The sequence below is a fragment of the Desulfoscipio sp. XC116 genome (assembly GCF_039851975.1).
GTDB lineage: Bacteria > Bacillota > Desulfotomaculia > Desulfotomaculales > Desulfallaceae > Sporotomaculum.
Map to the genome: position 1 here is coordinate 2,159,686 of NZ_CP156660.1, position 24,613 is coordinate 2,184,298.

Below are 24,613 nucleotides of genomic sequence, written 5' to 3' on the forward strand. Positions count from 1 at the left end.
ACCATTCACCTCCCGGTGAGGGCAATAAATTTCTTTATGATGGCGTGGGTCATTTTTTTGGGCTTAATCACGATCAGTATGGTATCATCCCCGGCCACCGTACCGATTACCTCCGGCCAGCTTGCGTTATCAATAGTAGAAGCAACTCCCTGGGCCTCGCCCGGCAAAGTTTTGATGATAATCAGGTTTTCACTGTAATCCAAAGAAACCACCGAATCTCTGAAAAGTCTCTTCATTCTGTCTTCATTCCTGGGATTCATCGGTTCACCCGGCACTGTATAGCGTGATATGCCGGAGTTACCGGGCACCTTTATAAGACCCAATTCCTTGATATCCCTGGATACGGTGGCTTGAGTAACTAAAAACCCGGCATTTTGCAGCACGGCGACCAAGTCTTCCTGAGTGCTGATTTCCTTTTCTTTAATTAGCTCTAATATTTTTTTATGGCGCCAGGTTTTCACTTTTCTTTTTTCACCCTTTCGATAAAGATTAAAAAAGGGGCCGATAGCGACCGATTGATAAATGTAACCTTAAGCACGCCAAAAAGAGAGGGATTAAGCTGCGCCGCCATTTCCTCCACAGCCCGGCTTTCTTCTCCGGCGCCAGGATGGCCCGTATACACTACCAGGCTGATTCTCCCGCCCGGCTTTAGCAGATCCAGCGCGATTTGCAATGCCTTAACGGTAGTAGACGGCCCGGTTATACTATTATGATCGCCGCCGGGTAAATAGCCTAAATTAAATGTGCAGGCATCCACCGGGGAATCAATATGTAGATTCATGTTTTCATGCCCGTCATGAATTAGTTTTACGTTGTTTTCCAAGCCAAATTGTTTTAAACGCCGGGCTGTAATGTCGAGAGCCGCTTGCTGAATATCAAAGGCATAAACCCGGCCGCTTTCCCCCACTATATTTGCTAAAAAAAGAGTATCATAGCCATTGCCCGCTGTGGCGTCCACCGCCACACAGCCTTTATGCAGTACCTCACCCACAAACTGTTGCGCTAAAAGCACGGCATTTCCCCGTACACCGGCAAAGTTAACGGGCCGTTTGTTATACATTGGCCCCGTCTCCCTCTGTTAATTTTTCCTTTAAAATATCAAAAAATGTTCGATTGTTTAGTTTGATAAATTTAGCCCGGTGCATGGCTTTGCGTACATTTACCACATCCCCGCATTTTAGGCCCATACCATGCTGACCATCCATAGTCAGCATTACTTCTCCCTGCTTGGAACGCAAAGTCACCTGCACCTCACTATCCGCGGCTATAACCAGCGGCCTGGCCCATAAAGCATGCGGACATATGGGGGTCACCAGCATTAGCTCTAATTTAGGCACCACCAACGGCCCACCGGCTGAAAGCGAGTATGCCGTTGACCCGGTAGGGGTAGAGATAATTACCCCATCTGCGTGATATGTATTAAACAGCTGCCCGTCCACCATAGTATCAAAAACAATCATACGGGCGAAAGCCCCTTTGGCAATTACAGCGTCGTTTAAGCCATTTACAGGCTCATAAGTATGCCCGTCCCGCACAACGCCGGCCTGCAGCATCATTCGCTCCTCAATTATATACCTTCCGGCCAGCAAGCACTCCATAGCCTCATACAGCCTGGGTGTATCCACCTCGGTAAGAAACCCCATGTGCCCCAAGTTAACGCCAAATACCGGTACACTTACGGGAGCCGCCAGCCTGGCGCTGCTTAACAGTGTGCCATCCCCCCCCAGCACTACCAAACACTCGACACGCCGCACCAATTCAGCCCGGGTACAGCCAACCGGGGGTCTGTCAACTCGCCCGGCGGTTTCATCATCCAGTTGTAAAGCAACCCCCCTGCAAGCCAGCCAGGCATCAATATCGTTAACCAAGCGTATTATTTTTTCTCTTGCTAAATTAGAAAGCAAGCCAATGGTGTTCAATGTTCCGTTCCTCCGGATAAATTACGGTGCGCCTCGGATACCGCCCGGTCAATTAACACAGATAACCCGTCTGCATTATGGGCGGGTTTTTTAAAATACAGCAAATATTCAATATTGCCCTCCGGTCCCTTGACCGGTGAATAATCAACGCCCAGCACCGCCATACCTAAACACGTGACATTATGTACAATATTATGCAGCACTTCCCGGTGCACTGCCGGATCCTTAACAACACCTTTCTTGCCCACCGCTTTGCGGCCGGCCTCAAATTGCGGCTTAACTAAAGCCACACCTTCATAACTGTTCAGCAGGTAATCTACCCGGGGCAGCACCAGCGCCAGTGAAATAAAGGCAACATCAATGGTGAGCAGGTCCGGCACACCAACTGTGAACACGTCGTCCTCCATATACCGGATATTGGTACGTTCCAGCACTTGCACGCGGGGATCGGAACGCAGTGACCAGGCTATCTGGCCATAGCCTACATCCACCGCGTATACCGCAGCGGCACCGTTTTGCAGAGCACAATCGGTGAATCCCCCGGTGGACGCGCCAATATCCAAAACTACTCTACCCCGCATATCAATGGGAAAAACTTGCAGTGCCCGGGCCAGTTTGTAGCCGCCCCGGCTGACATAAGGCATTTTTTGCTTAATAGTTATATCCTCTTTGCCGGCCTGCACCTTTTGCCCCGGCTTATCGACAATTGCACCGTTAACCGTAACATCTCCGGCCATCAGAGCGGCTCTGGCTTTTTCCCTGCTATCAAAATAGCCTGTTTCCACGAGCAGTACGTCTATCCTTTTCTTCTCCGCCACTTTTTCACGCGCCTCCGCCCAAGCCAATTATCTTCCTGCCCCTGGCTTTGCGGGAACCAATCATTTGCATGGCCAGATTAACTATGCTTTCCGGTGTTAGCCCGTATTTTTTCCGCAAAAACGACTGACTGCCGTGTTCTACGAATATATCCCCGATACCCAAACATTTAACCTGTGTACCGGACATATCTTTGGCCGCAAGTAATTCCAATACGGCCGAGCCAAAACCGCCCGCCAGTATATTTTCCTCTACCGTAATCAAACGGCCGGTAATTGCGGCCCACCGAATGATACATTCCTTGTCCAGTGGTTTAATAAATCTGGCGTTGATCACGGCAGCCAGCACGCCCCGCTCTTTTAACACAGCCGCCGCGCGGCGAGCCACCGGCACCATATTGCCCACAGCCAGCAAAGTGATATCTTTACCTTCGACAAGCACCTCGGCCCGACCCACGGGTATAGCCCGGCTGTGCAAATCAAGAGCTACCCCCAAACCGGTGCCCCGGGGATAGCGCAGCGCACACGGGCCGTTTAATTGCAATGCGGTATGCAGCATGTGCTGCAGCTCGTTTTCATCGGACGGCGCCATAACAGTCATATTGGGAATGCCGCGTAAATATGAAACGTCAAACAAACCATGGTGGGTGGGACCGTCATCACCTACAATACCGCCGCGGTCCACGGCAAACACCACCGGCAGCTTTTGCAGACACACATCATGGATAATCTGGTCATAAGCCCGCTGTAAAAATGTAGAATAAATTGCCACCACGGGTTTTAATCCCTCGCTGGCCAAGCCGGCGGCCAGAGTTACCGCATGCTGCTCGGCAATACCTACATCAAAAAACCTGCCGGGAAATCTTTGTGCGAACTTGCCAAGACCGGTGCCACTGCACATGGCAGCGGAGATACCGACTACAGCGGGGTCCTGTTCAGCCAGATCAACCAGTGTACGGCCAAAAATTTCCGTATACGTACTGATATCACTTTTTTTTAAACAGTTGCCGGAGCTGATATCAAAAGGCCCAATGCCATGAAATTTATCCGCCTTTTCCACCGCAGGCGCGTATCCGCGCCCCTTTTCCGTGACCACGTGCACCAGTACCGGGCCACCCAGCCCTTTAGCTTGTTCAAAGGTGTTCAGCATGGAGGAAATATTGTGTCCGTCTATAGGTCCCAGGTATGTGAAACCCATTTCTTCAAAAAGCATACCCGGCACCACCAGGTATTTAAAGCTGTCCTTAAGCCGTTCAGCTACTTTTACTACCCTGGAGCCAATGGACGGTATACGGCGCAGTAATTGTTCAATTTCATCCTTACTGCGGGAATACTTGGGATCGGTACGCATACGATTCAGATAACCCGACATGGCCCCCACATTAGCTGATATACTCATTTTATTATCGTTAAGCACTACAATCAGATCTTTTTTCAGGTGCCCGGCGTGATTGAGCGCCTCAAAGGCCATTCCTCCGGTCATTGACCCATCGCCGATCACCGCTACCACGGCGTGCCGGTCGCCCTTTAAGTCCCTGGCCAACGCCATACCCAGGGCCGCTGATATGGATGTGCTGCTGTGACCTGTGCCGAAAGCATCGTGTTTACTTTCATCCGGACGGGGAAATCCACTCAGCCCGCCGAAGCAGCGCAGGGTACTGAATTGTTCCCGCCGACCGGTTATTAATTTATGCACATAGCACTGGTGGCCCACATCCCAGATGATTTTATCACGAGGCGTGTGAAAGGTACGGTGCAGTGCCAAAGTCAGCTCCACTACCCCCAAGTTGGGAGCCAGATGCCCACCGTTTTTAGCTACGGTAGCAATAATTTCTTCTCTGATTTCCCCGGCCAGCTCTTCCAGCTGGGTGGCAGCGAGAGCCCGCACATCACAGGGGGAATTTATTTTATCCAGATACCTGCCCAAGGTTTCACCTCATCCTGTTGTCAGGTTTGTTTCAGGAGTTGATTTATTTTTTCACTAATCCTATACCCGTTATACTACTGAAAGCAGCTATAATCCTGCCTGCAAAAAAAATTACCCCGTTGGAATTGCTTAAGGCGATTTTTTTACCGTAAGCCTTACCCCCCACGGTAAAGGCAGCAATTAGTGCCGTTATCATCATATTCAATACAAATCGATTAAGATCCTCCCGAAGAGTCATAATTTGCAATGCCAGGGCAATACCCAGCGCACCGCTGACCGTACCTGCTATATCACCTATTACATCGTTTGCTATATTAGCCACCCGATCGGCATTGCGAATCAAAAACACACCTTCACGAGCCCCGACAACTTTCTTTGACGCCTTGGCATGAAAGGGAGCCTCATCCGCCGCAGCCACCGAGGTACCGATAACATCCGCAGCAATACCAAATAATATAATGAAAATCAACAGGAAGAACGAAAAAGCCGGGCTATCCAAAGTTTCGGATAAAAACTGTGATAATAAAAAGAAAAACGCGGCAAAGGTAAAAGAAATAAAACCGATAAATACAACAAACTTGCCGGAAACCGTAGACTTGTTATTCTTCAAACTTTTCACTCCGTAAACAAATTCTTAATTCAGGTTGGTTTTTCACTCTCCGGACATATGAACCCTTAATTAGGGACATTCATTCCAAAAAAGGTGTGTTTGCCAATTCGCTGAATTAGAAGTTGTTATCCAGTAGCTTAGCGCCGCTTATCTCCCGATTAAACAGTGAAAGTATTGGCGACGGTTAGCTGTTGGAATGTATGACAGCCTAATATATGAAGGTGTCCCGGTCTTTTTAAACCCGGGCACCGATTTATGTATACGAACAAGTGACGACCGCACGGGTAAATGTTGTGGCTTAGGTCCAGCAGGTTTTCCCAACTTCGTACCGGCTGTCACCATACCGGCGGTTTCCCATTAAACGAAATTCCGAAAAGTTTTCATTTCGGGGCTGGATTACCACTTAGTCCACACTGCAATCCCCGTACCGTCCCGATGCATCGGACAGCCTAGGAGTTTTCCTCAACAGGAGTACCTTTTCCTAGCCTCTTTTGCAATGACGGTTTAAACTCACGGCACATTACGTATGGGCCCATATGCAATGTCCCGCTTAAAAGGCCTCCACCGGCACCACTCAAGGCAGGCTACGCTGCACGCAGCTTTCCCCACGTGCAGGTTTACTCCCAAGCCATAGCGGCTGCTGTTGGCAAACCGCCACGCACTTGGGTCTCCACGGGGGCAGGGTCAACGCCCACATGCCATTGCGGGTCGCCCCGCCCCCTTAACTCCCAGTACCAACCCCCAACTGGGCGTCGGCAGCCAGCACCAGGAACTTCATCGATGTGCCCTTGACGGATTTTTAGGCCCGCCTTCAAAAAAGGGTTCCCGACTAGGATACTGCATCACTTGTTCAATAATAATAAAGCTCTTTCAGTGAATAATTATAACATGATGCTAACCGGAGCGACAAACACCTATTCCCGCCGTCCGGCATAAATTTTGCACCGATGTCTATATTTAATGACCCCGCGCTGAGTCGCGTTCGTCAATGCCCCTGTTTAGAATAGTTATCCATATCCCCAGGTACAATACCACAGCGAGAATGACTTTCAGGAAAGCTTCCGTCGCCTTGATGGGTGCGGCTATCAATGTTCTCTATGCAACACAAATCGGACCAGCTCGCGCAAAAAATCAGCTTCGGCACCAAAAGAGGCCAATACGGCGATAGCCTGCTCCGCCGCCTGCCGAGCCTTGGTTCTGGCTGTCGCCATACCGTACAACGCCGGATATGTAGCCTTTTGGTTATTGGTGTCACTGCCTACAGGCTTGCCCAGCTTTTGCTCGTCCCCTTCAATATCCAGTATATCGTCAATAATTTGAAAAGCCAGCCCCAGTTTTTCGGCATAAACAGTGAGATCATTCAGCTGCTCGGGGCCGGCTCCGGATAATATAGCTCCGGCCCGCACCGATGCCCTGTACAATGCACCTGTCTTACGGGTATGAATGTACTCCAAGGTTTGCTTATCGATCAACTTACCGGTAGATAGTATGTCCATTACCTGACCACCGATTAGACCGGATGTGCCGGCCGCCTCAGCCACTTCGGCAATTACCTGTACCACCTCACCCGTACTAAAAGGCCCGGTCCTGGTTAGCCCGGCCAAAAGCCCGAAAGCCGAGGTCAGCAGCGCATCACCCACCAGCACGGCTATGGCTTCACCATACACCTTATGATTGGTGGGCTTGCCCCGGCGCAAATCATCATTATCCATGGCCGGCAGATCATCATGCACCAACGAATACGTATGCAGCAGTTCTATCGCACAAGCAGCGGGCAGCATAGTTTTTTCATTGCCACCTACAGCCCGGGCCCCAGCCAGCACCAAGGCCGGCCTAAGCCGCTTGCCGCCGACAAAAACGCTGTAGCGCATAGCCTCGTGAATCACGGAGGGGTAACTGCCGGCCGGCGGCAGATAGTCATTAAGAGCCTTGTCCACAATACCCGCCTGCCTGGCCAATTCCTCTTTGAAACCCATATTTATAGCTCCTCTTCTCTGATAACAGCTTGACCGTTATCATCCTCCATCAATATGCTAATTTGCTTTTCAGCCTGTTCCAAATGTTTACTGCACTGTTTGGTAAGTTTAATACCCTCGGCAAACAGCTCCAACGACTCCTCAAGCGATAGATTGCCCTCTTCCAAACGATTGACCAAAACTTCCAAACGAGCCAGCGCATCTTCAAAAGTAAAAGCATTCTTATTCATTATTACCCAATAACCCCCAATTTACTGGATTAACAATTGTCTTTAAATTATATATTAATTAGCCGGCATAAACCATAGTTTTAAGCATATCTCAGCAAAGAAGCAATAGCAGTGCAAAAAAGAAGTATTGATAATGTAAAAGATAAACAAAAATCCGCTTAGTTGGTTATCACAGTGGCTCACTCCGTTCTTTGATTTTGTCATAAAAGGCAGCAGAACACTTCTCTAAGGCAGTTTCAATGCATCGCAATAAAAATTTTTGAAGATGTATTGCTATTGTACGCACAACTATGCATAATATAAACAGGAAGTTTTTTGACGCATGATATGCGAAAGGAGCAATGTCATTATGGCAAAATCCGCTAACTTATACGCAAGGATCGAACCAGAAGTAAAGGAACAGGCGGAAAGAATTTTATCCGCACTTGGTATTCCTGTTTCCAATGCCATCAATATGTTTTACAAACAGATAATCATACAGAGAGGGATTCCTTTTGAACTGAAAATCCCGGCAACTCAGCCTGTGGACATCAGCCAATTAACGGAAGCACAGCTGAATGACGAACTGGAGAAAGGTTATACGGATATGCTTGAGGGGCATACTAAGTCGGCGAATAAAGCATTTGCAGATATCCGCAAGGAATATAAATTATGACATATGAGGTGAGGATCTCCGAACAGGCGGATGCGGACTTAGAGGAATTTTTGAATACATCTCTTTCAATCTGCTATCCGCAGGGAATGCCATCGGTCAACTAAACCGCTTGGAAGAAGGCATTATAAGTCTTGACCAGATGCCGGAGCGGTTTCATGAATACGATAAAGAGCCGTGGCGCAGCCGTGGTCTGCGTGTTATGCCCGTTGATAATTACTGTGTGTTTTATATTCCCAACGAAGACAGTGGCGTTGTGACAATAATCCGTGTTATGTATGGTGGTCGGGATGTTGATAAGGAATTGGGGAAGCATACAAAAGCGTAATGGTTAAGTGTATCCAGCGGTAAAAAGCAATAGCGCAAAAAAAAAGGGCTTATACAGCCCCGCACATTAATTATATATTATTTCATCCTCTCCCGCACCACTGCCACGGCCTTTTCTTTTAATTCTGCGGCCTTACTTACCAGCTGCTCTTTCTCCGCCAATATATTTTTTACATACTCTTCATCTTTAACCATAGGGATATTAATATCGGCACTCAAGAGCACCGCATTAAGAGCCGCTTCACACACATATGCCGCCACACCGGCATCGCTGATGGCCATTTTATTACCGATCTTAGCCAACCGGTCGGTAATTTCCAGTGCTTCCAGCAAAGCACGGGCTATATCCATAGGAGTGTCAGTGGCGGTTTTTAGTGCCTTTTGCATCATTTCTTCCCGTTTGGCTTTTTCTTCGTCAGTATTCTTAGGCAAGCGGAAAACGTCCATAAACTTGCCAAAAGCGGCTATATCCGCAGCCACTAATTTTTCCAGTTTGTTTATGATAAAATAAGCCGCACCGGTAATTTCCTTTACCTCGGACTCCACATCCTTGAACTTGGGCTTGCCTACAGTGAGATTGCCCACCATAGCAGTCATGGCCACACCCAGAGTACCAACCAAAGCCGACACGCTGCCACCGCCGGGGGTCGGGGCGTCAGACGCGGATACCGCTACTACCTTACGGAATGGGAAATCATAAATCTCGCTCACGGAATCACCTCATTTTATAATTCTCTTTCTGAAAGAATTGATCAAATTCCGAGACTCCCACTTCTATAAGCGGGAATTCCTATTTTACCTCAGATGGGGTAGAATCCCCATCTGAAGCCTCGATGTTCAGCTTTAGCCGAACGAGTTCACTTTCTTTCCTTATGCAAGACCCTGCAGCTTAATGGCCTTAAGTACGTTTTTCTGAATCAGCACAGTAGTCAGACTGCCCACCCCGCCAGGTACGGGACTGATGGCGCCCGCCACTTCCTTGGCGTTTTCAAAGTCCACGTCACCGCAAATACCGCCGCCCTCGGCAGGATTAATTCCGGCGTCCACTACAACAGCGCCCGGCTTGATCATATCGGCGGTAACCATTTTAGCCCGGCCCACCGCGGCAATAATGATATCAGCCTGTTTGGTATGATAGGCTAAATCAGCGGTTTTAGTGTGACACACGGTAATAGTGGCATTCTGGTTGAGCATCATAAAGACCAACGGTTTGCCCACAGTTTCACCCCGGCCAACGATAACAGCATTTTTGCCTTTAATTTCAATGCCGGAGCGCAGCATAACTTCAATGCAGCTCTGGGGGGTAGCCGGGAACAGGCCTTCACCGCCGCTCAAGATATAGCCGCGATTGATGGGATGGGAGCCGTCCACGTCTTTCTTGGGATCAACGGCCTCCAGAACCACCTTTTTATCCATGCCTTTAGGCAGAGGCAGCTCAATCATAATACCGTGCACACCGGTATCTTTATTCCAGGCGTCGATAACAGCAAGCACTTCTTCAACACCAGTGGAACCCGGCATGGTTTTCAATTCAAAGTTAATACCCACGTTGCCGCAAGATTTTTCTTTCGAACGCGCATATACCACCGAAGCGGGATCATCCCCCACCAGCAGCACATTCAGTTTGGGCGCAATACCTTTTTCCCTTAATTGTGCCACCTCGGCTTTTACTTCTTCTCTGATGGCAGCCGCTATCGCTTTGCCGTCAATAAGGGTCGCAGCCATTGAATTTTCCTCCCCCTCTTTTTTCATTTTACTCAATTTCCTTGACCACACACTTTATCTTTCCCCGGTGCAAATACACCCGCACCGGATCGCCCGTCTGTACCTGCCGCCTGTCACGCAACATGGAACCGTCCGGAGCCAAAACATAACTATAGCCCCGGGCCAGCGTAGCCAGCGGACTAAGAGCATCAAGCCGTCCCGCCAGCAACGCCAGGCGATTATCCAAGCTGTTTGTGACAGACCGGATATTTCCGGCCAACCGCCTTTCCAGTGTATCCACCGCCTGACGCCGCTGTTCAACCAGCATATCCACCGGCCTGGCCAATACCCGGGACCTGGAGCAGTGGTTTAACCTCTGCCGGTAAGCGTGGATTTGCCGGCCCAGGCCGCTGTTTAGCCGCGCCCTGTGCATATCCACCAGCCTCTTCATCTCCAGCCGGTCGGGCACCGCCAATTCCGCCGCCGCCGAGGGTGTTGGAGCTCGTAAATCGGCGGCCAGGTCCGCCAAAGTAAAATCTGTTTCGTGCCCCACAGCCGATATGACCGGTATTTGTGAAGCCGCGATGCTTCTAACGACGGGCTCGGTGTTAAAAGCCCACAGTTCTTCCAGGGAGCCGCCTCCCCGGCCTACGATAATTAATTCCACACTATTCAGCCTATTTAGCCGGGTCATTGCCTTGGATATCTCCCCGGGGGCCGCATCTCCCTGCACCGCCACGGGGGCCAGTATAATATTGACTTGCGGCCAGCGCCTTTGCAATATATGCAGCATATCCCGCACCGCCGCGCCGGTAGGCGAGGTTACGACAGCAATAGTTCGCGGAAAGCGGGGCAGTGTTTTTTTGCGGCTGTCATCAAACAGTCCTTCGTCGGCCAGCTGCTTTTTCAATTTCTCCAGGGCGGCAAAAAGTGCCCCTGTGCCGTCCGGTTCCACTTGTTCGGCATACAGCTGGTATTGGCCGTCCCGGTCAAAAACAGTCACATAACCCCTGACCCGCACGGCCATGCCGTTTCCCGGACTGCACTGCATATACCTGGCCCGGGAGCGGAACATAACCACTCTAATACAGGAGTAATTATCCTTTAGTGTAAAGTAAATATGCCCGGAGACAGCTTTTCTAAAATTGGAAATTTCGCCCTTGACCCATAAATCAACCAGGCGATTGTCATTTTCCAAAAGCCCTTTGATGTGCCCGGTTAATTGCCGCACAGTAAATATCTGCATGCATCAGTTCCTTTATCTAAGCTATTAGCTCCCGCTCACGTTCCGGCCCGTGCTTTATCCCTCCGATATTGTTAAAACACCCGGCACCGGCTCTCCCCGGTGCCGGGTGTTTTAAATCAACCAACTACTTATTGCTTAAATACTCGTGAATCGACTTGGCCGCGGTACGCCCGGCACCCATGGCCAGGATAACGGTGGCCGCGCCGGTGACCACGTCGCCACCGGCAAATACACCGGGCTTGGAAGTGGCCCCGGTTTCCAGATTAGCTACGATATTGCCTTTTTTATTTAATTCCAGGCCCTTGGTAGTTCTGGGCACCAGCGGGTTGGGACCCTGACCGATGGCTACTACCACAGTGTCCACATCCATTACAAATTCGGACCCTTCAATGGGTACGGGGCGGCGTCTGCCTGAAGCGTCGGGCTCACCCAGCTCGAATTTAATGCATTTCATACCGGTTACCCAGCCGGCCTCGTTGCTCATTATTTCCACCGGGCTGGTCAAAAAGGCAAACTTGACGCCCTCTTCCTCGGCGTGCTCGGCTTCTTCCCTGCGGGCCGGCAGCTCATCATGGGAGCGCCGGTATACAATCCAGGATTCTTCGGCGCCCAGGCGCAGCGCGGTGCGGGCACCGTCCATAGCCACGTTGCCGCCGCCCAGCACGGCTACCTTTTTGCCTATTTTAATGGGTGTATCCCACTCGGGGAACTGATAAGCTTTCATCAGGTTGGTCCGGGTCAAAAATTCATTGGCGGAGTACACGCCACAAGCATTTTCCCCGGGAATTCTCATAAAGTAAGGCAGGCCCGCACCGGTGCCGATAAACACCGCGTCAAAGCCGCCTTTTTCCATTAGCTCATCTACAGTGGTAAACTTACCCACCACCGAGTTAACCTCAATTTTAACACCCATTTTTCTCAGGTTTTCCACCTCGGCCTGCACCACCGCTTTCGGCAGACGGAATTCGGGAATACCGTACATCAACACACCGCCCGCCACATGCAAGGCCTCAAATACAGTGACTTCGTGCCCCAGCTTGGCCAAGTCGGAAGCGCAGGTCAAACCGGAAGGGCCTGAACCCACTATAGCCACCTTTTTGCCGGTGGGCGGAGCTACATCAGGCAGCGTTGCACCTTTTTTCAGTTCCCGGTCGGCACAGAAACGTTCAATACGGCCAATAGCTACGGCTTCATGTTTTTTAGCCAAAGTACAGTATTTCTCGCACTGGTTTTCCTGCGGGCACACCCGGCCACAGACCGCCGGTAAAGCATTTTTTTCCTTGATTTTTTTAATAGCGCCGTCGAAATCCCTTTCGGCCGCCAGCTTGATAAATGCGGGAATATTCACTTCCACCGGGCAGCCCTGCCGGCAGGGCTCATTTTTACACTGCAAGCAGCGCTGAGCTTCAAGAACAACAATCTCCTCATCATAACCCAGAGCCACTTCATTAAAGTTCCGGGCTCTTTCCAGCGCGTCCTGAGTCGGCATGGGGTTTTTATTGGGTATAATTTTTTTCTTAGCTTTTTTCTCTTCGGCCATTATTTGCCACCTCCACATCCGCATTTGCACTCATGACGTTCCAATGCCTTTTGCTCTTCCGGTTTAAAGTAACCGGAGCGCAAGGACAACTCGGCCCAGTTCACCTGATGTCCGTCGAAGTCCGGACCGTCAACACAGACAAACTTGGTTTCATTGCCCACGGAAACCCGGCAGCAGCCGCACATACCCGTGCCGTCCACCATGAGCGCGTTCAAGCTGACTATGGTTTTAACCCCGTATTCTTTGGTCATGTTACAGACCGCCCGCATCATGGGCTGGGGTCCAATGGCAATGACTAGGGGGATGTTTTCTTTGCCTTTGCTTTCAATGACTTCTTTTAAGACATCGGTAACAAAACCTTTACGCACGTAAGAGCCGTCATCAGTGGTAACCAGCAGTTCCGAACAGGCTGCTCTCATTTTATCTTCCCAGAACATTAATTCCTGGGTCCTGGCCCCCATGATACCAATAACATGGTTGCCGGCTTCTTTAAACGCCCGGGCAATGGGATGCACCGGCGCAACGCCGACACCGCCACCCACGCAAACCACGGTACCTAAGTTTTCCATGTGGGTGGGTTCGCCCAACGGACCTACGAAATCTTTAATGTAATCTCCTGCTTCCATAGCACCCAGCTGCTTGGTGGTTTTGCCCACTTCTTGGAATACAATGGTAATCGTGCCCTTTTCCCGGTCAAAATCAGCGATGGTCAAAGGGATTCTTTCACCCTCTTCATTGATTCGCAAAATAATAAACTGACCGGCCTGGCAACTTTTAGCAACCTTGGGCGCTTCGACAACAAACAGTTTGATTATTGGCGAAAACACTTGTTTTTCTAAAATTTTAAACATAGAACTTCCTTTCCCTCCCTCGTGACTTTTTATAACAGAAAAGTCTTATAATAAAGTATTTCTAGGCCAGATACCCGATTCCTGCAATCAATTAGCCAGTAAACAAAATTTTGCTATTAGAACACCAATACAAACAAAGAACGGTTAACTTTGCCGCATGCCAAGTAACCGTCCCCCAAAATTTTTAATTTTTTAAAACAGTATAACCGGCAAAAAACCGTCGGAATTTAATACCCCGCACAGATTATTGACAGAACAATGTTATGCCCGATTACGGCGGGCTACCGCACCTAAAATGCCGTTAATAAACTTACCTGATTCTTCACCGCCAAATCTTTTGGCCATCTCCACAGCTTCATTAATGGATACATTGGTTGGTATATCCCGGGCATACAGCATTTCATACAAAGCCAGCCGGAGGATATTTCTATCCACAGCAGCCATCCGCTCCACCTGCCATTCCCGGCTATGCCCGGCAATGGTTTTATCCAGCTCGTCAAGTTTATCCAGAGTTCCATGTACCAGAAGGCCGGCAAATTCCAGATCGGGTTCGCTAAGCACAAAATTTTCCTGAATATTTTGCAATGCATCATCCACGGCCATTTTGCCCACTTCCACCTGGTACAGCACCTGCATCGCCGATTCCCTGGACTGTCTTCTACCCATTTATTATGTCACCTTTCCCCCAGCAAGCGCAACAGCCGGTCTTTTATATTCACCTGATCGTCCAATTGCTTGCCGCCCAGGTAGCCTAATACCACGCACACCACTATAAAAAGAGTTTTTAAAACCCCCCAGAAAATCACGGATAGGCTTATCGACAAACCTACCAGCACACCAATTATTTTACCCCGGTGCATGACCATCCATTCCAGGAGATATTCCAGGTAATTCATCAACGAGCCACTCCCTATTATTCCACCCTGGGTTTAACTGCTACAAAGCTTTCCACCGAGACCCGCACCTCGGACACCGTTAACCCCGCCACATTATATATACTGTCCTTAACCTCACGCTGTATGTCCTCCGAAACCGTGGGGATATTAATATCCGGAGCGGTGATTAATTTTAAATTTAATGCCACGCCCCGCGATGATGCCTCCACCTTGGCCTTGACTTCTTTAATACCCGGCACGGCAGCAACCGTTTTTTCCGACAGCGATTCAATGGCCGCCAGGGAAACCCGTACCTGACCAAGACCACCCTCCTGCACCACGGCTTGTTTTTTACGCTCGGGCTTTAAGCTTCTCCACAACAGACGCAGGCCCATAATAAAGTACACGAGCAGCAAGGCCCATAAAATTTCCTGATAAGAGCGGGTATTAACCTCTCCCCAAAGCCGCTGCACCAGGTCCGGCCAGCCGGCCAGCCAAGCGCCCAAGGCCAGAAAAAGCAATGTTAAAGTAAAAGTATACAATACAAGTATGCCGCGGTCAAAGGGACCCATGTGCACCCTCCAATTTTATTTTACCCGGTTGTTGTTGCCTTCTTCTTCGTTTAATTCATTGGCAAAAGCCACACCCTGTACATTTACATTTACCTCCACCACTGCCAAACCGGTCATTTTCTCAACGGCGCCTTTTACCGCGTCCTGTATTTTAGCCGCCACATCGGGGATGCGGGAACCGTATTCCACCACGATAAATAAATCCACCGCCGCTTCCTTTTCTCCCACTTCCACTTTAACACCCTTGGAGAGGTTTTTGCGGCCTAATTTTTCCGTAATGCCTCCCACCACACCACCGCTCATACTGACCACTCCGGGCACCTCGGTGGCTGCCAGCCCGGCAATGATACGCACAACATCATCTGCAATACGTATGGAACCGCAACTATTTTTCTCTTCGCTCATAACCATTTCCTGCTCCACTTTGTAGCCCCCTCTTTGATACGATTTAAGCTATTATACCAGAGGAGGAAAAATACCGCAATTAGCCCTGCGGTATTATCCGGCGCTGAATAAAGTTGGTATAAACCTCTCCCCGGCGAAAGAAAGCGTTGCGTAATATGCGCCGGTGAAAGGGAATGATCGTCTGCACCCCGGTGATAGTCAATTCATCCAGGGCCCGCTGCATGCGCGCCACGGCTTCATGGCGATCCCGCCCCCAAACGATTAACTTGCCCAGCATGGAATCGTAATGCAAAGGCACCTCCCAACCGGCAAAAATAGCACTGTCCAAGCGCACTCCCGGCCCGCCGGGGGGATGAAAGGAAGTTATTTTACCCGGGCAGGGCATGAAATTGCGCTCCGAATCCTCGGCGTTTATCCGACATTCGATAGCCCAGCCGGAAAACCGGATGTCCTCCTGCGCATAACCCAGCTCTTCCCCGGCGGCAATACGGATTTGTTCTTTAACCAGGTCAATGCCGGTAACCATTTCAGTCACCGGGTGTTCCACCTGAATGCGGGTGTTCATTTCAATAAAGTAAAAATTACCATGCTTATCCAGCAAAAATTCCACCGTACCCGCACTGCGGTAACCTACTGCACGGGCCGCGTCCACCGCGGCCTCACCCAGGCGCCGGCGCAGTTCTTCGTCCACCGCCGCGGAAGGTGATTCCTCTATAATCTTTTGGTTGCGCCGCTGGATGGAACAGTCCCTTTCGCCCAGGTGCACAATGTTACCGTAATTGTCCGCCAGGAGCTGTATCTCAATGTGCCGGGGCTCTTCCACGTACTTTTCCAGGTAGATATCTCCGCTGCCAAAGGCGGCCGTTGCCTCGGAGCGAGCCATCAATACGCCCTCGGCCACTTCTTCTTCGCACTGGGCCACCCGCATACCTTTGCCGCCGCCGCCCGAGGAGGCTTTGATCAGTACCGGGTAGCCAATTTCACCGGCAATCTGCAGTGCCTGCCGGGCTTCGCCGATAATGCCCCGGGAGCCGGGCACCACAGGTACTCCGGAGGCCAGCATGGTTTCCCGTGCCTGCACTTTATTGCCCATCAGACGCATGGCGCGAGCCGGAGGACCGATAAATATCAGACCATTGGCAGCGCACATTTCGGCGAACTTATCATTTTCCGATAAAAAACCGTAACCCGGATGCACCGCTTCAGACCCCGTAACCAGCGCGGCACTGATAACGTTGGAAATATTAAGGTAACTGCGCCCGGGAAGCGGCGGGCCGATACACACCGCCTCATCGGCCATACGCACATGCAGGCTGTCCCGATCGGACTCCGAATAAACCGCTACACTGGCAATGTTCATTTCCCGACAGGCCCGAATTACCCGGACCGCGATTTCGCCACGGTTGGCAATTAATATTTTGCTAATCATTTATACCACCTAATCTTCTTGGATAACCAGCATTGGCTGGCCATATTCCACAGCTTGAGCGTTTTCCACCAGTATCTGCACCACAGTGCCGGAAACCTCGGCTTCAATCTCATTCATCAGCTTCATGGCTTCCAGTATACAGAGAGTCTGACCCTTGGCCACCCGAGTGCCCACTTCAACAAAGGGGTCGGCGTCAGGGGCCGGAGAGCTATAGAATGTACCCACCATGGGGGCTTTGACTACCGTACCGGCCAATGCCGTGTCCATTTTAACGTCTGCATCAAGCAAGCGGGAACCCTTTTCCTTCGCTCGGGGAGCTATGTCGGACGTATCGGCCCGGCGTCCGCTTGCACCATCAGCCGACGAGGCGGTCTCAGCCATTGCGGACGCCTCATTATCCCCATTGCCGTAAGCGCCTGCTTTCCTGATGGAAAGTTTAACGCCGTCACTTTTCAGAGAAAATTCAGTTATATCGGTCTGATTAATTAAGCTGATTAATTCTTTAATTTGCTGTACATCCATATCATTAACCTCCCTGGCGGCATCTGTCCGGTTGCTATCGATATTAGCGGTATCCGCAGTTTTACCTGTTTTTGTGTTATCACCGGCACTGCTTTTATTACGTGCTTCAAAAAACCTTTTAGCTATCTGAGGAAATATAGCGTAAGAAAGTATATCTTCATCTGATTGTGCCAATCCCCTGGTTTCCGATTTAATCTTCTCCAACTGTGGCTCCAGTAAATCAGCGGGCCGACAGGTAACAGGCTGTTTATCACCCAGCACCCGGCGGGCCACCGCTTCGTCCAGGGATGCGGGCGGCTTCCCGTAGAGCCCCTGTATGTATGCTTTAACCTCACCGGGAATCAGCTTGTAACGATCTCCGGTAAGCACATTGAGCACCGACTGGGTACCCACAATCTGGCTGGTAGGCGTCACCAACGGCGGATAACCCAGCTCCCGGCGTACTCTGGGGATTTCCTCCAATACCTGTGGCAGCAGATGGGCCGCCTTTTGTTCCTTAAGCTGGGAAACCAGGTTTGTAATCATGCCGCCCGGCACCTGGTGTTCAAATACCCGCATGTCGTTGATCCGGGTCACACCCCGATCCTTACCCTTTTGCTCCCGCAGTTCTTCAAAATAACCGGCAATGTCAAACAGCAGCCGCATATCCAGCCCGGTATCGTACGAAGTGCCCTGCAGCGCCCGCACCACGGTCTCCACCGGGGGTTGGGAGGCACCGAAAGCCAGCGGCACCGCGGCGGTGTCAATAACATCCACTCCGGCCTCCACCGCCTTCAGATAAGTAGCCAAAGCCAGCCCGCCTATATAGTGACTGTGCAGCTGCACGGGCAAACCCGGTTTTTGCTTTAGCCTGCTCACCAATTCATAAGCCTGGTAGGGAGTCAAAAGACCGGCCATGTCCTTAACACAAATGGAATCCGCGCCCATTTCCGCCAGCTTTTCAGCAGTTTCCAGGTAATGTTCGATGGTATGCACCGGGCTGACGGTATACACAACTGAAGCCTGCACATGGGCGCCCGCCTTTTTACCCGCCCGCATTGCTGTTTCCATATTACGTATATCGTTCAAGGCATCAAAAACCCGGATGATGTCGATGCCGTTTTCCACCATCTTGAAAACGAATGCCTCCACCACATCATCCGGGTAGTGCTGGTAACCGACCAGTGACTGGCCCCGCAACAGCATCTGCAGTGGCGTTCGTTTAATGTATCGTTTTAAAGTACGCAGCCTTTCCCAGGGGTCTTCATTGAGATAGCGCAAGCATACATCAAAGGTAGCGCCGCCCCATACCTCCAACGAATGGTAGCCTACCGTGTCCAGTTTTTCCACAATGGGCAGCATATCCGGAATAGCCATCCTGGTGGCCCATAAACTCTGGTGGCCATCCCGCAGCGTTGTATCGGTAATTTTCACTCCAGCCATCCTCAATCCCCTCCATAAAAAAAAACAGGCTGCTATCAGTTAACAACCTGATTCATATAGGCAATTATATAACTTCGTTTCATAAAATAAAATAGATTTTGAGCAAGTATACAATATGTAAGCAAATAACACTGTATACAGTACTATATATATTACACATGAGATCTAACATTGCCAGGTCATTCTAATCTTCCCTGGTAATAACAATTACGCCGTCCTCAGCTACACCGGTGGTTTTAGATACCAGCCCGGCAATAGCGGTATTATCGGCATCGGCTGCTATATCCTTACCGGGCCGCAATATCACGGTTACAGTATCGCTGTCCAAAAACACGGCGGCGTCCCGGTAGCCCTTGGCTCGAATCAGATTCTCCAATTCCATCTCCTGCGACATTTTACCGCTTAAATTCATTAACCTCTCCTGAGCGGTTTTACGCACTTCTTCATCCGCTTCCGAATCCAGCACTTCACGCAAAGTTTCCATTTCTTTGCCCCGGGCCTGCTCCATGCTCATGCGGGCTTCAACAAAATAAGAGCTGCCGGCCGCGTTATCAATGTCATCAACCGTCACCTGCTCAAGAGGCCGGGCCTCTCCCGGGTCCGTATTGCCGGTGGCGGTTTCCCCGCCGTTTTCAGGATGGGTAAGTGTCACCGCGGCAGGGGTGGAAGAATTATCGCGCAGCCCCACCACTTTTTCGGCCACTCCGCCGAACCCCACCGCGCAAAGGATAATACCCGCCAACACAAGGACTGTCAGAATTATTTTTTTGCGATCTATTTTAATTACCGTTATCACCTTTAATGCCTCCTCTCTGCATAAAATCCGCAGTTGCTTTTAACTCACTTGCATATCCGGCCTGAATCATACTTTAAGCCCCCTTTTTCATGGGCAGCACGATAATTTTCTGCGGCTCCACGCCCAGTGCCACTTGCACCGCCCTGAACAAATCGGACTTTACCCGGGGCATACCGGCCCCTTCGGCCACCACCATAATACCCGCTACATCAGGCGCCACTTCTTTTCTAACCACCGGCTCTTCCAGTCCCTGGTTGCCGCGGGCAATCACTACCGTGCTGGTATCGGTATTTTCCGTGATTTGGCGAGAGCCGCCGCTCTGGTCATTTTCACTGGTAGTTTTAAGTCCGGTATTGGTATCAATAGCATAGTCATTATGAGTAGAAGTCGCCAGCTGTACAATAACTTCCACCCGTCCGGCCCCGGCCACTTGTTCCAGCATTCGGCGCAATTCCCCCGCCAGCTCTTTCTCCTCCTGAGTCTTAAGCGAACTGGTTAAAGCAGCGGGCTTACCGGAACCGGCCGCCGCACCGTTATCCGGCCCGACCTTTTCCGAGCCCGGGCTGAACATGCCGCTCTCACAGCTTCCCAACAGCATCAACATAATCCCCAACAGCAATAGCAAGGCTATCGACCAGAATTTTTTATTTTTAGGGTTAAAAATATCCGAACTGTTCATATAATCACCTCTATGGTAATTAGTAGTTAAAGTTTGCAAATAGTTAAGTATGACAGGGACTTATGCTTACGAAGTCAAATGGCAGTGACATGATTTTAGTAATATTGCAGTTGAATTTCGCGGTAATTATTCCCGAAACTCACATTTAACCTGCCCGGGCTGAAGATTATAAAATTCGGCGACTATTGCGGTTACCTTCGCAGCGGCTTTTTCCTGCCCGGCCGTTGGTGTAGCACGGCTTACCTCATCCGCAGCATCCTTTTCCCCAAGATCAACCACCACCGGCCGCACCCCCAAGTCCCCGGCCGAGTTGTTGGTATTCTGGCTGTCAACGTCCGTTAAACCTTCGGCGGCAACATCAAAAACAATAGTTATTTCGCTAATATCGCCATTTTCCCCGCCAACACTCACCCGTGCGTCCACCACCCGTACATCGGGGTTCATGCCGGCCAGCGACATTACCTGCCTGGACAGGCCCTCACTGTACGTTTGCGCAGCCCTGTCCTGATTTGTATCCGCCAACTCCTGCCCGGCAGCCATAATATCTTCAAGCGGTGGTGCTCCGGTGTCGGACACGGTAACTCCGGGCACGTCCCGCATCAGCTCGCTGTGTATAACCCCGGCAGCCGCCTGCATTACCGCCATGATAATCAAAAGCCCCATAACCATTTTGACATAGCGGCGCATATCGCCGCCGGGCAGCAACATTTCCACCAACACGGCCAGCACCACAATAACAATAATGGTTTGTATCAGCTCGCGCAATACATCCATGCCACCGACCCCCACATTTAATGCAGCATTACCGTTACATTGCCCAGGCCCACCACAATGGCCAGGGCAAAGAAGAACAGCAGTCCCACCATGGCCACGGCGGCAAAAACAGTTATCAAGCTGTTGCCCAGTCCGTTCAGGCAATCGCTGATTCTTTCTTCTCCCACGGGCTGGATTACCGCCCCGGCCAGCTTATAAATAAAGGCAATAGTAATTATCTTTACCAGGGGGATCACCAGTATCATGATGATAATAAGCACCCCGGCAATGCCCACCGCGTTTTTCATAAGCAGCGACGAACGAATTACCGCTTCCAAAGCATCACTGAACACACCGCCCACTACGGGTATAAATGTATCGGCGGCAAACTTGGCTGTGCGAAAAGTTACGCTGTCCCCCACCGCCCCGGCCACACCCTGAATGGCCATTACACCCAGGAATATGGTACTTAAAAGTCCCATTAGCCCCATGGCGGCTCCTTTTAGTAAACCGGCCAGCCTGGACACCTGAAAATGCTTGGACAACCCGCTCACAATTTCCAGCACCGCTGCAAAAAATATCAACGGCAAAATAACATTTTTTATAATGGTGCCAAAAGCAGCAATAGTAATAAAAATAAGGGGATGAAAGATAGCCGCCGAAGCTATTCCGCCCACCGCCACCAGCAGGGTCAACAGCAGCGGCAGCAGGGCCTGCATGAAGGTGACCATTTTATCCACCACCTCGCGGCCCAACTGAATAGCCAGTCCAAATGAACCCACGGCAATAGTTACCAGCACCAGGTAGGCCACCATATGGGTTAGTTGCCCGGTGGTGCCCTTTTCAAAAGCGCCGGTAATATTTTGCAGTACCGCGCATATTACCGCCAGCACAACCAACTTGCCAAGCAGCGCCGAGTTAGCCACCACTTCCTTGAATAAATAACTTATACACTGATTAAATACCTCGGTCGGCTGCATGGAAATTTGACCGGTGGCCAATCCGGTAACCAGCGCCTTAAAATCAGTTTCCGGCAGTGCACTTTGCAAATCATGATCCATCCGGTTAACAAACCGCTGGATCTCGGCCATATCCAATTTACCCGCCTGCTCGTCCAATTCCTCGGGAATATCGGGCGCCGCCAGGCAGGTTAAAGGCAAAGTCAGAGCCAGGCCGAGGTAAAGTGCTAGGAACAGCAGCGCACACCGGATACGTTGATTAAACTTTACGGCTGCAATGATCATCACCCCCTTACGGTATCAGCCGCAGCAAGGCCTGCAGCACCGCCACCATTATCGGCACCGCCAGCACCAGTACCATCACCTTGGCGGCCAATTCCACCTTAGTGGCAAAAGCTCCCTGGTCGGCATCCCGGCAGATCTGAGCTATAAAATCAGCTATATAGGCAATACCGATAATTTTAAGCAGTGTGCCCAGGTAAATAGAACTAATATCGGCTCTCTCCGACAGCTGCCGCAATATGTCCACAATCGCGCCTATTTTGCCGAGCACCAGCAGGAATATGATTATCCCCACTGTAATACTGAGCAGCACGGCCATAGGCGGCGACTTTTGTTTCAACACTACGGCCAGCACCGCACCGGTCAGGGCGATACCGGATACTTGCAAAATATCCATACCACCACCGCCTAGAATAATTTAAAAACTGTCTTAACCTCATCGAAAAGGGTGCCCAGCATTTGGATCACCATGATCAACACCACTGCAATACCCGTAAGGGTCACCGCAAAACCATAGTCCTCTTTGCCGGAATTCTTCAGCACCATATGGGCCACAGCCACTAAAATGCCTATGCCGGCAATTTTAAAGATTAAATCAATGTTGGCACCCACCTTAAACATTCCTCCTTTTTAATAAAGCGCCAGAACGATGATCATCCCACCCAGTAAACCCATATAATTCCACATTTTAACATTTTTAGCCGCTGCGTCTTCCGCTATAGCCAGTGCCGTTTTCAGCTGCTCCGCAGCCAGGCGCAAATGTTTGCTTTGGTCTTCCCGGTCAGAGATACCAATGCTATTGCCCAGCCCCCGCAAAATACTCAAATCACCCGGCCCCAGAGCGCTGCAAGATCCATAGCACGCCAGAGTATCATGCCAGGCTTCCCGGGCCGAGCAGCCCCGGTGAGCACCGAGATCATCAGCAATTTGCCGGAAGAAAGAAGCGGCCGGCGCATCAACCTGTTCGGCCACCCCGCCCAGCGCCTCGGGCAGCGGTGTGGCCGCGTAAGTAATTTCGGTCTCCAACAGCTGCAGCGCCGCAATAAATTGGCGCAGTTCCACCGGCCGACGCGCATAATTTCTGGACACCTGCCAGCCCGCCCAACCGCTGGCCGCTACCACCAAAAGCCCGCCAATCAGCTTAAACACATTTTCACCCCCATGCCGTGCAGGTCGGCACCACTGAATATTTTTTCCACTGTGCCCACCCCCCGGGAACGGCCCAGCAGCACAAACCTCTCAATAACATTAAGCTGCAGCAGGTATTGAAGGGCCGGGCGATTAGCCAATTCCCTCAGTGATGAACCATGAATGGTTACAATGACGCGCACACCCGCGTTAAACACCTCTTCCAGCGCGTGAATATCCTCCATGCGGCCGATTTCATCGGTAACAATGACATCAGGTGACATGGCCCGCAGCAAAATCATCATCCCCTGGGCTTTAGGACAACTATCCAGCACATCCGTCCTCACCCCCACATCCATTTGAGGCACTCCCCGGTGGCACCCCGCAATTTCCGAACGTTCATCCACCACACCTACCGTGCGCCCGGAAAAATGCAAACCGGGCAATCCATTGCTTACTTGACGCACCAGATCCCGCAGCAAAGTAGTTTTGCCGCAGCGGGGCGGCGAAAAAATCACTGTATGATAAACATTGCTTATTTTGCGGTCAATCAAGTGTTTAATCAGCCCATCGGCTGCTCCCTTGATTTCCCGGCACACGCGAATATTCAAACCGGATAGATATTTTAATGTTTTGACCTGCCCCTTCTCCAGCACGGCCCTGCCGGTGAGTCCCACCCTGTGCCCGCCGGGCAAGGTAACATAGCCATTTTTCAATTCTTCTTCCAGCGCATACATGGAGGAACCGCTGATATTGTGCAGCACTCTTTCCAGATCGGCGGCATTAACCGGATAAACGCCGGATGGCGCGAACACCGGCATACCATCCCGGCGGATAAAATAATCACTGCCTCCCACGCTCAGCATCAACGGCCTGTCCCGCCGCAGCCTGATTTCCTCCAGCTCGGCCAGATAACGTGCCGGCACCTGACCGATAATCTCCGCCAGATTGGGCGGCAGCACAGGCATTATCTGCCGCCACGCCCCGGCTGAGG

29 protein-coding genes are annotated in these 24,613 nt (G+C 50.8%); 2 read left to right on the plus strand and 27 right to left on the minus strand.

All coding sequences use genetic code 11. From position 1 onward, the window contains the following. Positions 1–5: 5 nt before the first annotated feature. The 8 genes from argR to xseB form a co-directional block, all read right to left on the minus strand. Entirely contained in the window at positions 6–461 is a 456-nt protein-coding gene (argR, locus tag ABDB91_RS10345) for an arginine repressor (RefSeq protein ID WP_347487557.1), read from the minus strand. Further along, complete coding sequence (locus tag ABDB91_RS10350) at positions 458–1,060, minus strand: class I SAM-dependent methyltransferase (protein WP_347487559.1); 603 nt, start codon at positions 1,058–1,060, stop codon at positions 458–460. The genes argR and ABDB91_RS10350 overlap by 4 nt, the downstream gene beginning before the upstream one ends. Beyond that, complete coding sequence (locus ABDB91_RS10355) at positions 1,053–1,919, minus strand: NAD(+)/NADH kinase (RefSeq protein ID WP_347487560.1); 867 nt, start codon at positions 1,917–1,919, stop codon at positions 1,053–1,055. Before ABDB91_RS10355 ends, ABDB91_RS10350 begins: the two co-directional genes overlap by 8 nt. Next, a complete protein-coding gene (locus tag ABDB91_RS10360) occupies positions 1,916–2,764 on the minus strand; it encodes a TlyA family RNA methyltransferase (RefSeq protein ID WP_347487561.1) in 849 nt (282 codons plus the stop codon). Before ABDB91_RS10360 ends, ABDB91_RS10355 begins: the two co-directional genes overlap by 4 nt. Continuing rightward, positions 2,742–4,661 (minus strand): 1-deoxy-D-xylulose-5-phosphate synthase, encoded by a 1,920-nt coding sequence (gene dxs / locus ABDB91_RS10365; RefSeq protein ID WP_347487562.1) that lies wholly within the window; start codon positions 4,659–4,661, stop codon positions 2,742–2,744. Before dxs ends, ABDB91_RS10360 begins: the two co-directional genes overlap by 23 nt. A gap of 43 nt (positions 4,662–4,704) precedes the next feature. Beyond that, positions 4,705–5,280 carry a hypothetical protein gene (locus tag ABDB91_RS10370; RefSeq protein WP_347487564.1) on the minus strand — a complete coding sequence of 192 codons (576 nt, stop codon included), beginning with the start codon at positions 5,278–5,280 and terminating at the stop codon, positions 4,705–4,707. Positions 5,281–6,356: 1,076 nt separating this feature from the next. Continuing rightward, complete coding sequence (locus tag ABDB91_RS10375; RefSeq protein WP_347487565.1) at positions 6,357–7,247, minus strand: polyprenyl synthetase family protein; 891 nt, start codon at positions 7,245–7,247, stop codon at positions 6,357–6,359. A gap of 2 nt (positions 7,248–7,249) precedes the next feature. Further along, the gene (gene xseB, locus ABDB91_RS10380; protein ID WP_347487566.1) at positions 7,250–7,477 is read right to left on the minus strand and encodes an exodeoxyribonuclease VII small subunit; all 228 of its coding nucleotides are present in this window, start codon (positions 7,475–7,477) and stop codon (positions 7,250–7,252) included. A gap of 349 nt (positions 7,478–7,826) precedes the next feature. Here xseB and ABDB91_RS10385 point away from each other — a divergent pair, with 349 nt between their 5' ends. Together ABDB91_RS10385 and ABDB91_RS10390 are read left to right on the plus strand one after the other, a co-directional pair. Continuing rightward, complete coding sequence (locus ABDB91_RS10385) at positions 7,827–8,132, plus strand: type II toxin-antitoxin system RelB/DinJ family antitoxin (protein WP_347487568.1); 306 nt, start codon at positions 7,827–7,829, stop codon at positions 8,130–8,132. 91 nt (positions 8,133–8,223) lie between these two features. Beyond that, a complete protein-coding gene (locus ABDB91_RS10390) occupies positions 8,224–8,457 on the plus strand; it encodes a type II toxin-antitoxin system RelE/ParE family toxin (RefSeq protein WP_347491577.1) in 234 nt (77 codons plus the stop codon). 77 nt (positions 8,458–8,534) lie between these two features. Here the strand turns inward: ABDB91_RS10390 and ABDB91_RS10395 are convergent, their stop codons facing one another. From ABDB91_RS10395 to spoIIIAA, 19 genes are all read right to left on the minus strand, one after another. Further along, positions 8,535–9,167, minus strand: a complete 633-nt coding sequence (locus ABDB91_RS10395; protein WP_347487569.1) for a cyclodeaminase/cyclohydrolase family protein — start codon at positions 9,165–9,167, stop codon at positions 8,535–8,537. A gap of 159 nt (positions 9,168–9,326) precedes the next feature. Continuing rightward, positions 9,327–10,181: a tetrahydrofolate dehydrogenase/cyclohydrolase catalytic domain-containing protein gene (locus ABDB91_RS10400; protein ID WP_347487570.1), complete on the minus strand. Its 855-nt coding sequence runs from the start codon at positions 10,179–10,181 to the stop codon at positions 9,327–9,329. A 28-nt stretch (positions 10,182–10,209) separates the two neighbouring features. After that, positions 10,210–11,406 carry an exodeoxyribonuclease VII large subunit gene (gene xseA, locus ABDB91_RS10405; protein WP_347487571.1) on the minus strand — a complete coding sequence of 399 codons (1,197 nt, stop codon included), beginning with the start codon at positions 11,404–11,406 and terminating at the stop codon, positions 10,210–10,212. 124 nt (positions 11,407–11,530) lie between these two features. After that, the gene (gene gltA / locus ABDB91_RS10410) at positions 11,531–12,946 is read right to left on the minus strand and encodes an NADPH-dependent glutamate synthase (protein WP_347487574.1); all 1,416 of its coding nucleotides are present in this window, start codon (positions 12,944–12,946) and stop codon (positions 11,531–11,533) included. After that, positions 12,946–13,797 carry a sulfide/dihydroorotate dehydrogenase-like FAD/NAD-binding protein gene (locus tag ABDB91_RS10415; protein ID WP_347487575.1) on the minus strand — a complete coding sequence of 284 codons (852 nt, stop codon included), beginning with the start codon at positions 13,795–13,797 and terminating at the stop codon, positions 12,946–12,948. The genes gltA and ABDB91_RS10415 overlap by 1 nt, the downstream gene beginning before the upstream one ends. Positions 13,798–14,058: 261 nt before the next feature. Further along, a complete protein-coding gene (nusB, locus tag ABDB91_RS10420; RefSeq protein WP_347487577.1) occupies positions 14,059–14,463 on the minus strand; it encodes a transcription antitermination factor NusB in 405 nt (134 codons plus the stop codon). A gap of 8 nt (positions 14,464–14,471) precedes the next feature. After that, positions 14,472–14,693, minus strand: coding sequence for a DUF2273 domain-containing protein (locus ABDB91_RS10425; RefSeq protein WP_347487578.1), 222 nt, complete (start codon positions 14,691–14,693; stop codon positions 14,472–14,474). A 17-nt stretch (positions 14,694–14,710) separates the two neighbouring features. Further along, entirely contained in the window at positions 14,711–15,244 is a 534-nt protein-coding gene (gene amaP, locus ABDB91_RS10430; RefSeq protein WP_347487581.1) for an alkaline shock response membrane anchor protein AmaP, read from the minus strand. A 15-nt stretch (positions 15,245–15,259) separates the two neighbouring features. Further along, positions 15,260–15,655, minus strand: coding sequence for an Asp23/Gls24 family envelope stress response protein (locus ABDB91_RS10435; protein WP_347491578.1), 396 nt, complete (start codon positions 15,653–15,655; stop codon positions 15,260–15,262). Positions 15,656–15,728: 73 nt separating this feature from the next. Then, positions 15,729–17,078 (minus strand): acetyl-CoA carboxylase biotin carboxylase subunit, encoded by a 1,350-nt coding sequence (accC, locus tag ABDB91_RS10440; protein WP_347487582.1) that lies wholly within the window; start codon positions 17,076–17,078, stop codon positions 15,729–15,731. A 9-nt stretch (positions 17,079–17,087) separates the two neighbouring features. Beyond that, positions 17,088–19,022, minus strand: a complete 1,935-nt coding sequence (accB, locus tag ABDB91_RS10445; protein ID WP_347487584.1) for an acetyl-CoA carboxylase biotin carboxyl carrier protein — start codon at positions 19,020–19,022, stop codon at positions 17,088–17,090. A 184-nt stretch (positions 19,023–19,206) separates the two neighbouring features. After that, positions 19,207–19,818 carry a SpoIIIAH-like family protein gene (locus tag ABDB91_RS10450; protein ID WP_347487587.1) on the minus strand — a complete coding sequence of 204 codons (612 nt, stop codon included), beginning with the start codon at positions 19,816–19,818 and terminating at the stop codon, positions 19,207–19,209. A gap of 73 nt (positions 19,819–19,891) precedes the next feature. Beyond that, positions 19,892–20,497, minus strand: coding sequence for a hypothetical protein (locus ABDB91_RS10455; RefSeq protein WP_347487589.1), 606 nt, complete (start codon positions 20,495–20,497; stop codon positions 19,892–19,894). Between the two features lie 126 nt (positions 20,498–20,623). Further along, positions 20,624–21,271: a stage III sporulation protein AF gene (locus ABDB91_RS10460; RefSeq protein WP_347487591.1), complete on the minus strand. Its 648-nt coding sequence runs from the start codon at positions 21,269–21,271 to the stop codon at positions 20,624–20,626. A gap of 17 nt (positions 21,272–21,288) precedes the next feature. Beyond that, positions 21,289–22,494, minus strand: a complete 1,206-nt coding sequence (spoIIIAE, locus tag ABDB91_RS10465) for a stage III sporulation protein AE (RefSeq protein ID WP_347487593.1) — start codon at positions 22,492–22,494, stop codon at positions 21,289–21,291. 7 nt (positions 22,495–22,501) lie between these two features. Further along, positions 22,502–22,888, minus strand: coding sequence for a stage III sporulation protein AD (gene spoIIIAD, locus ABDB91_RS10470; protein ID WP_347487594.1), 387 nt, complete (start codon positions 22,886–22,888; stop codon positions 22,502–22,504). 11 nt (positions 22,889–22,899) lie between these two features. Beyond that, complete coding sequence (spoIIIAC, locus tag ABDB91_RS10475; protein WP_166511606.1) at positions 22,900–23,103, minus strand: stage III sporulation protein AC; 204 nt, start codon at positions 23,101–23,103, stop codon at positions 22,900–22,902. A gap of 18 nt (positions 23,104–23,121) precedes the next feature. Further along, the gene (gene spoIIIAB / locus ABDB91_RS10480) at positions 23,122–23,640 is read right to left on the minus strand and encodes a stage III sporulation protein SpoIIIAB (RefSeq protein WP_347487596.1); all 519 of its coding nucleotides are present in this window, start codon (positions 23,638–23,640) and stop codon (positions 23,122–23,124) included. Then, on the minus strand, positions 23,628–24,587 hold the full coding sequence (spoIIIAA, locus tag ABDB91_RS10485; protein WP_347491579.1) for a stage III sporulation protein AA: 960 nt from the start codon (positions 24,585–24,587) through the stop codon (positions 23,628–23,630). The genes spoIIIAB and spoIIIAA overlap by 13 nt, the downstream gene beginning before the upstream one ends. Positions 24,588–24,613: the final 26 nt, after the last annotated feature.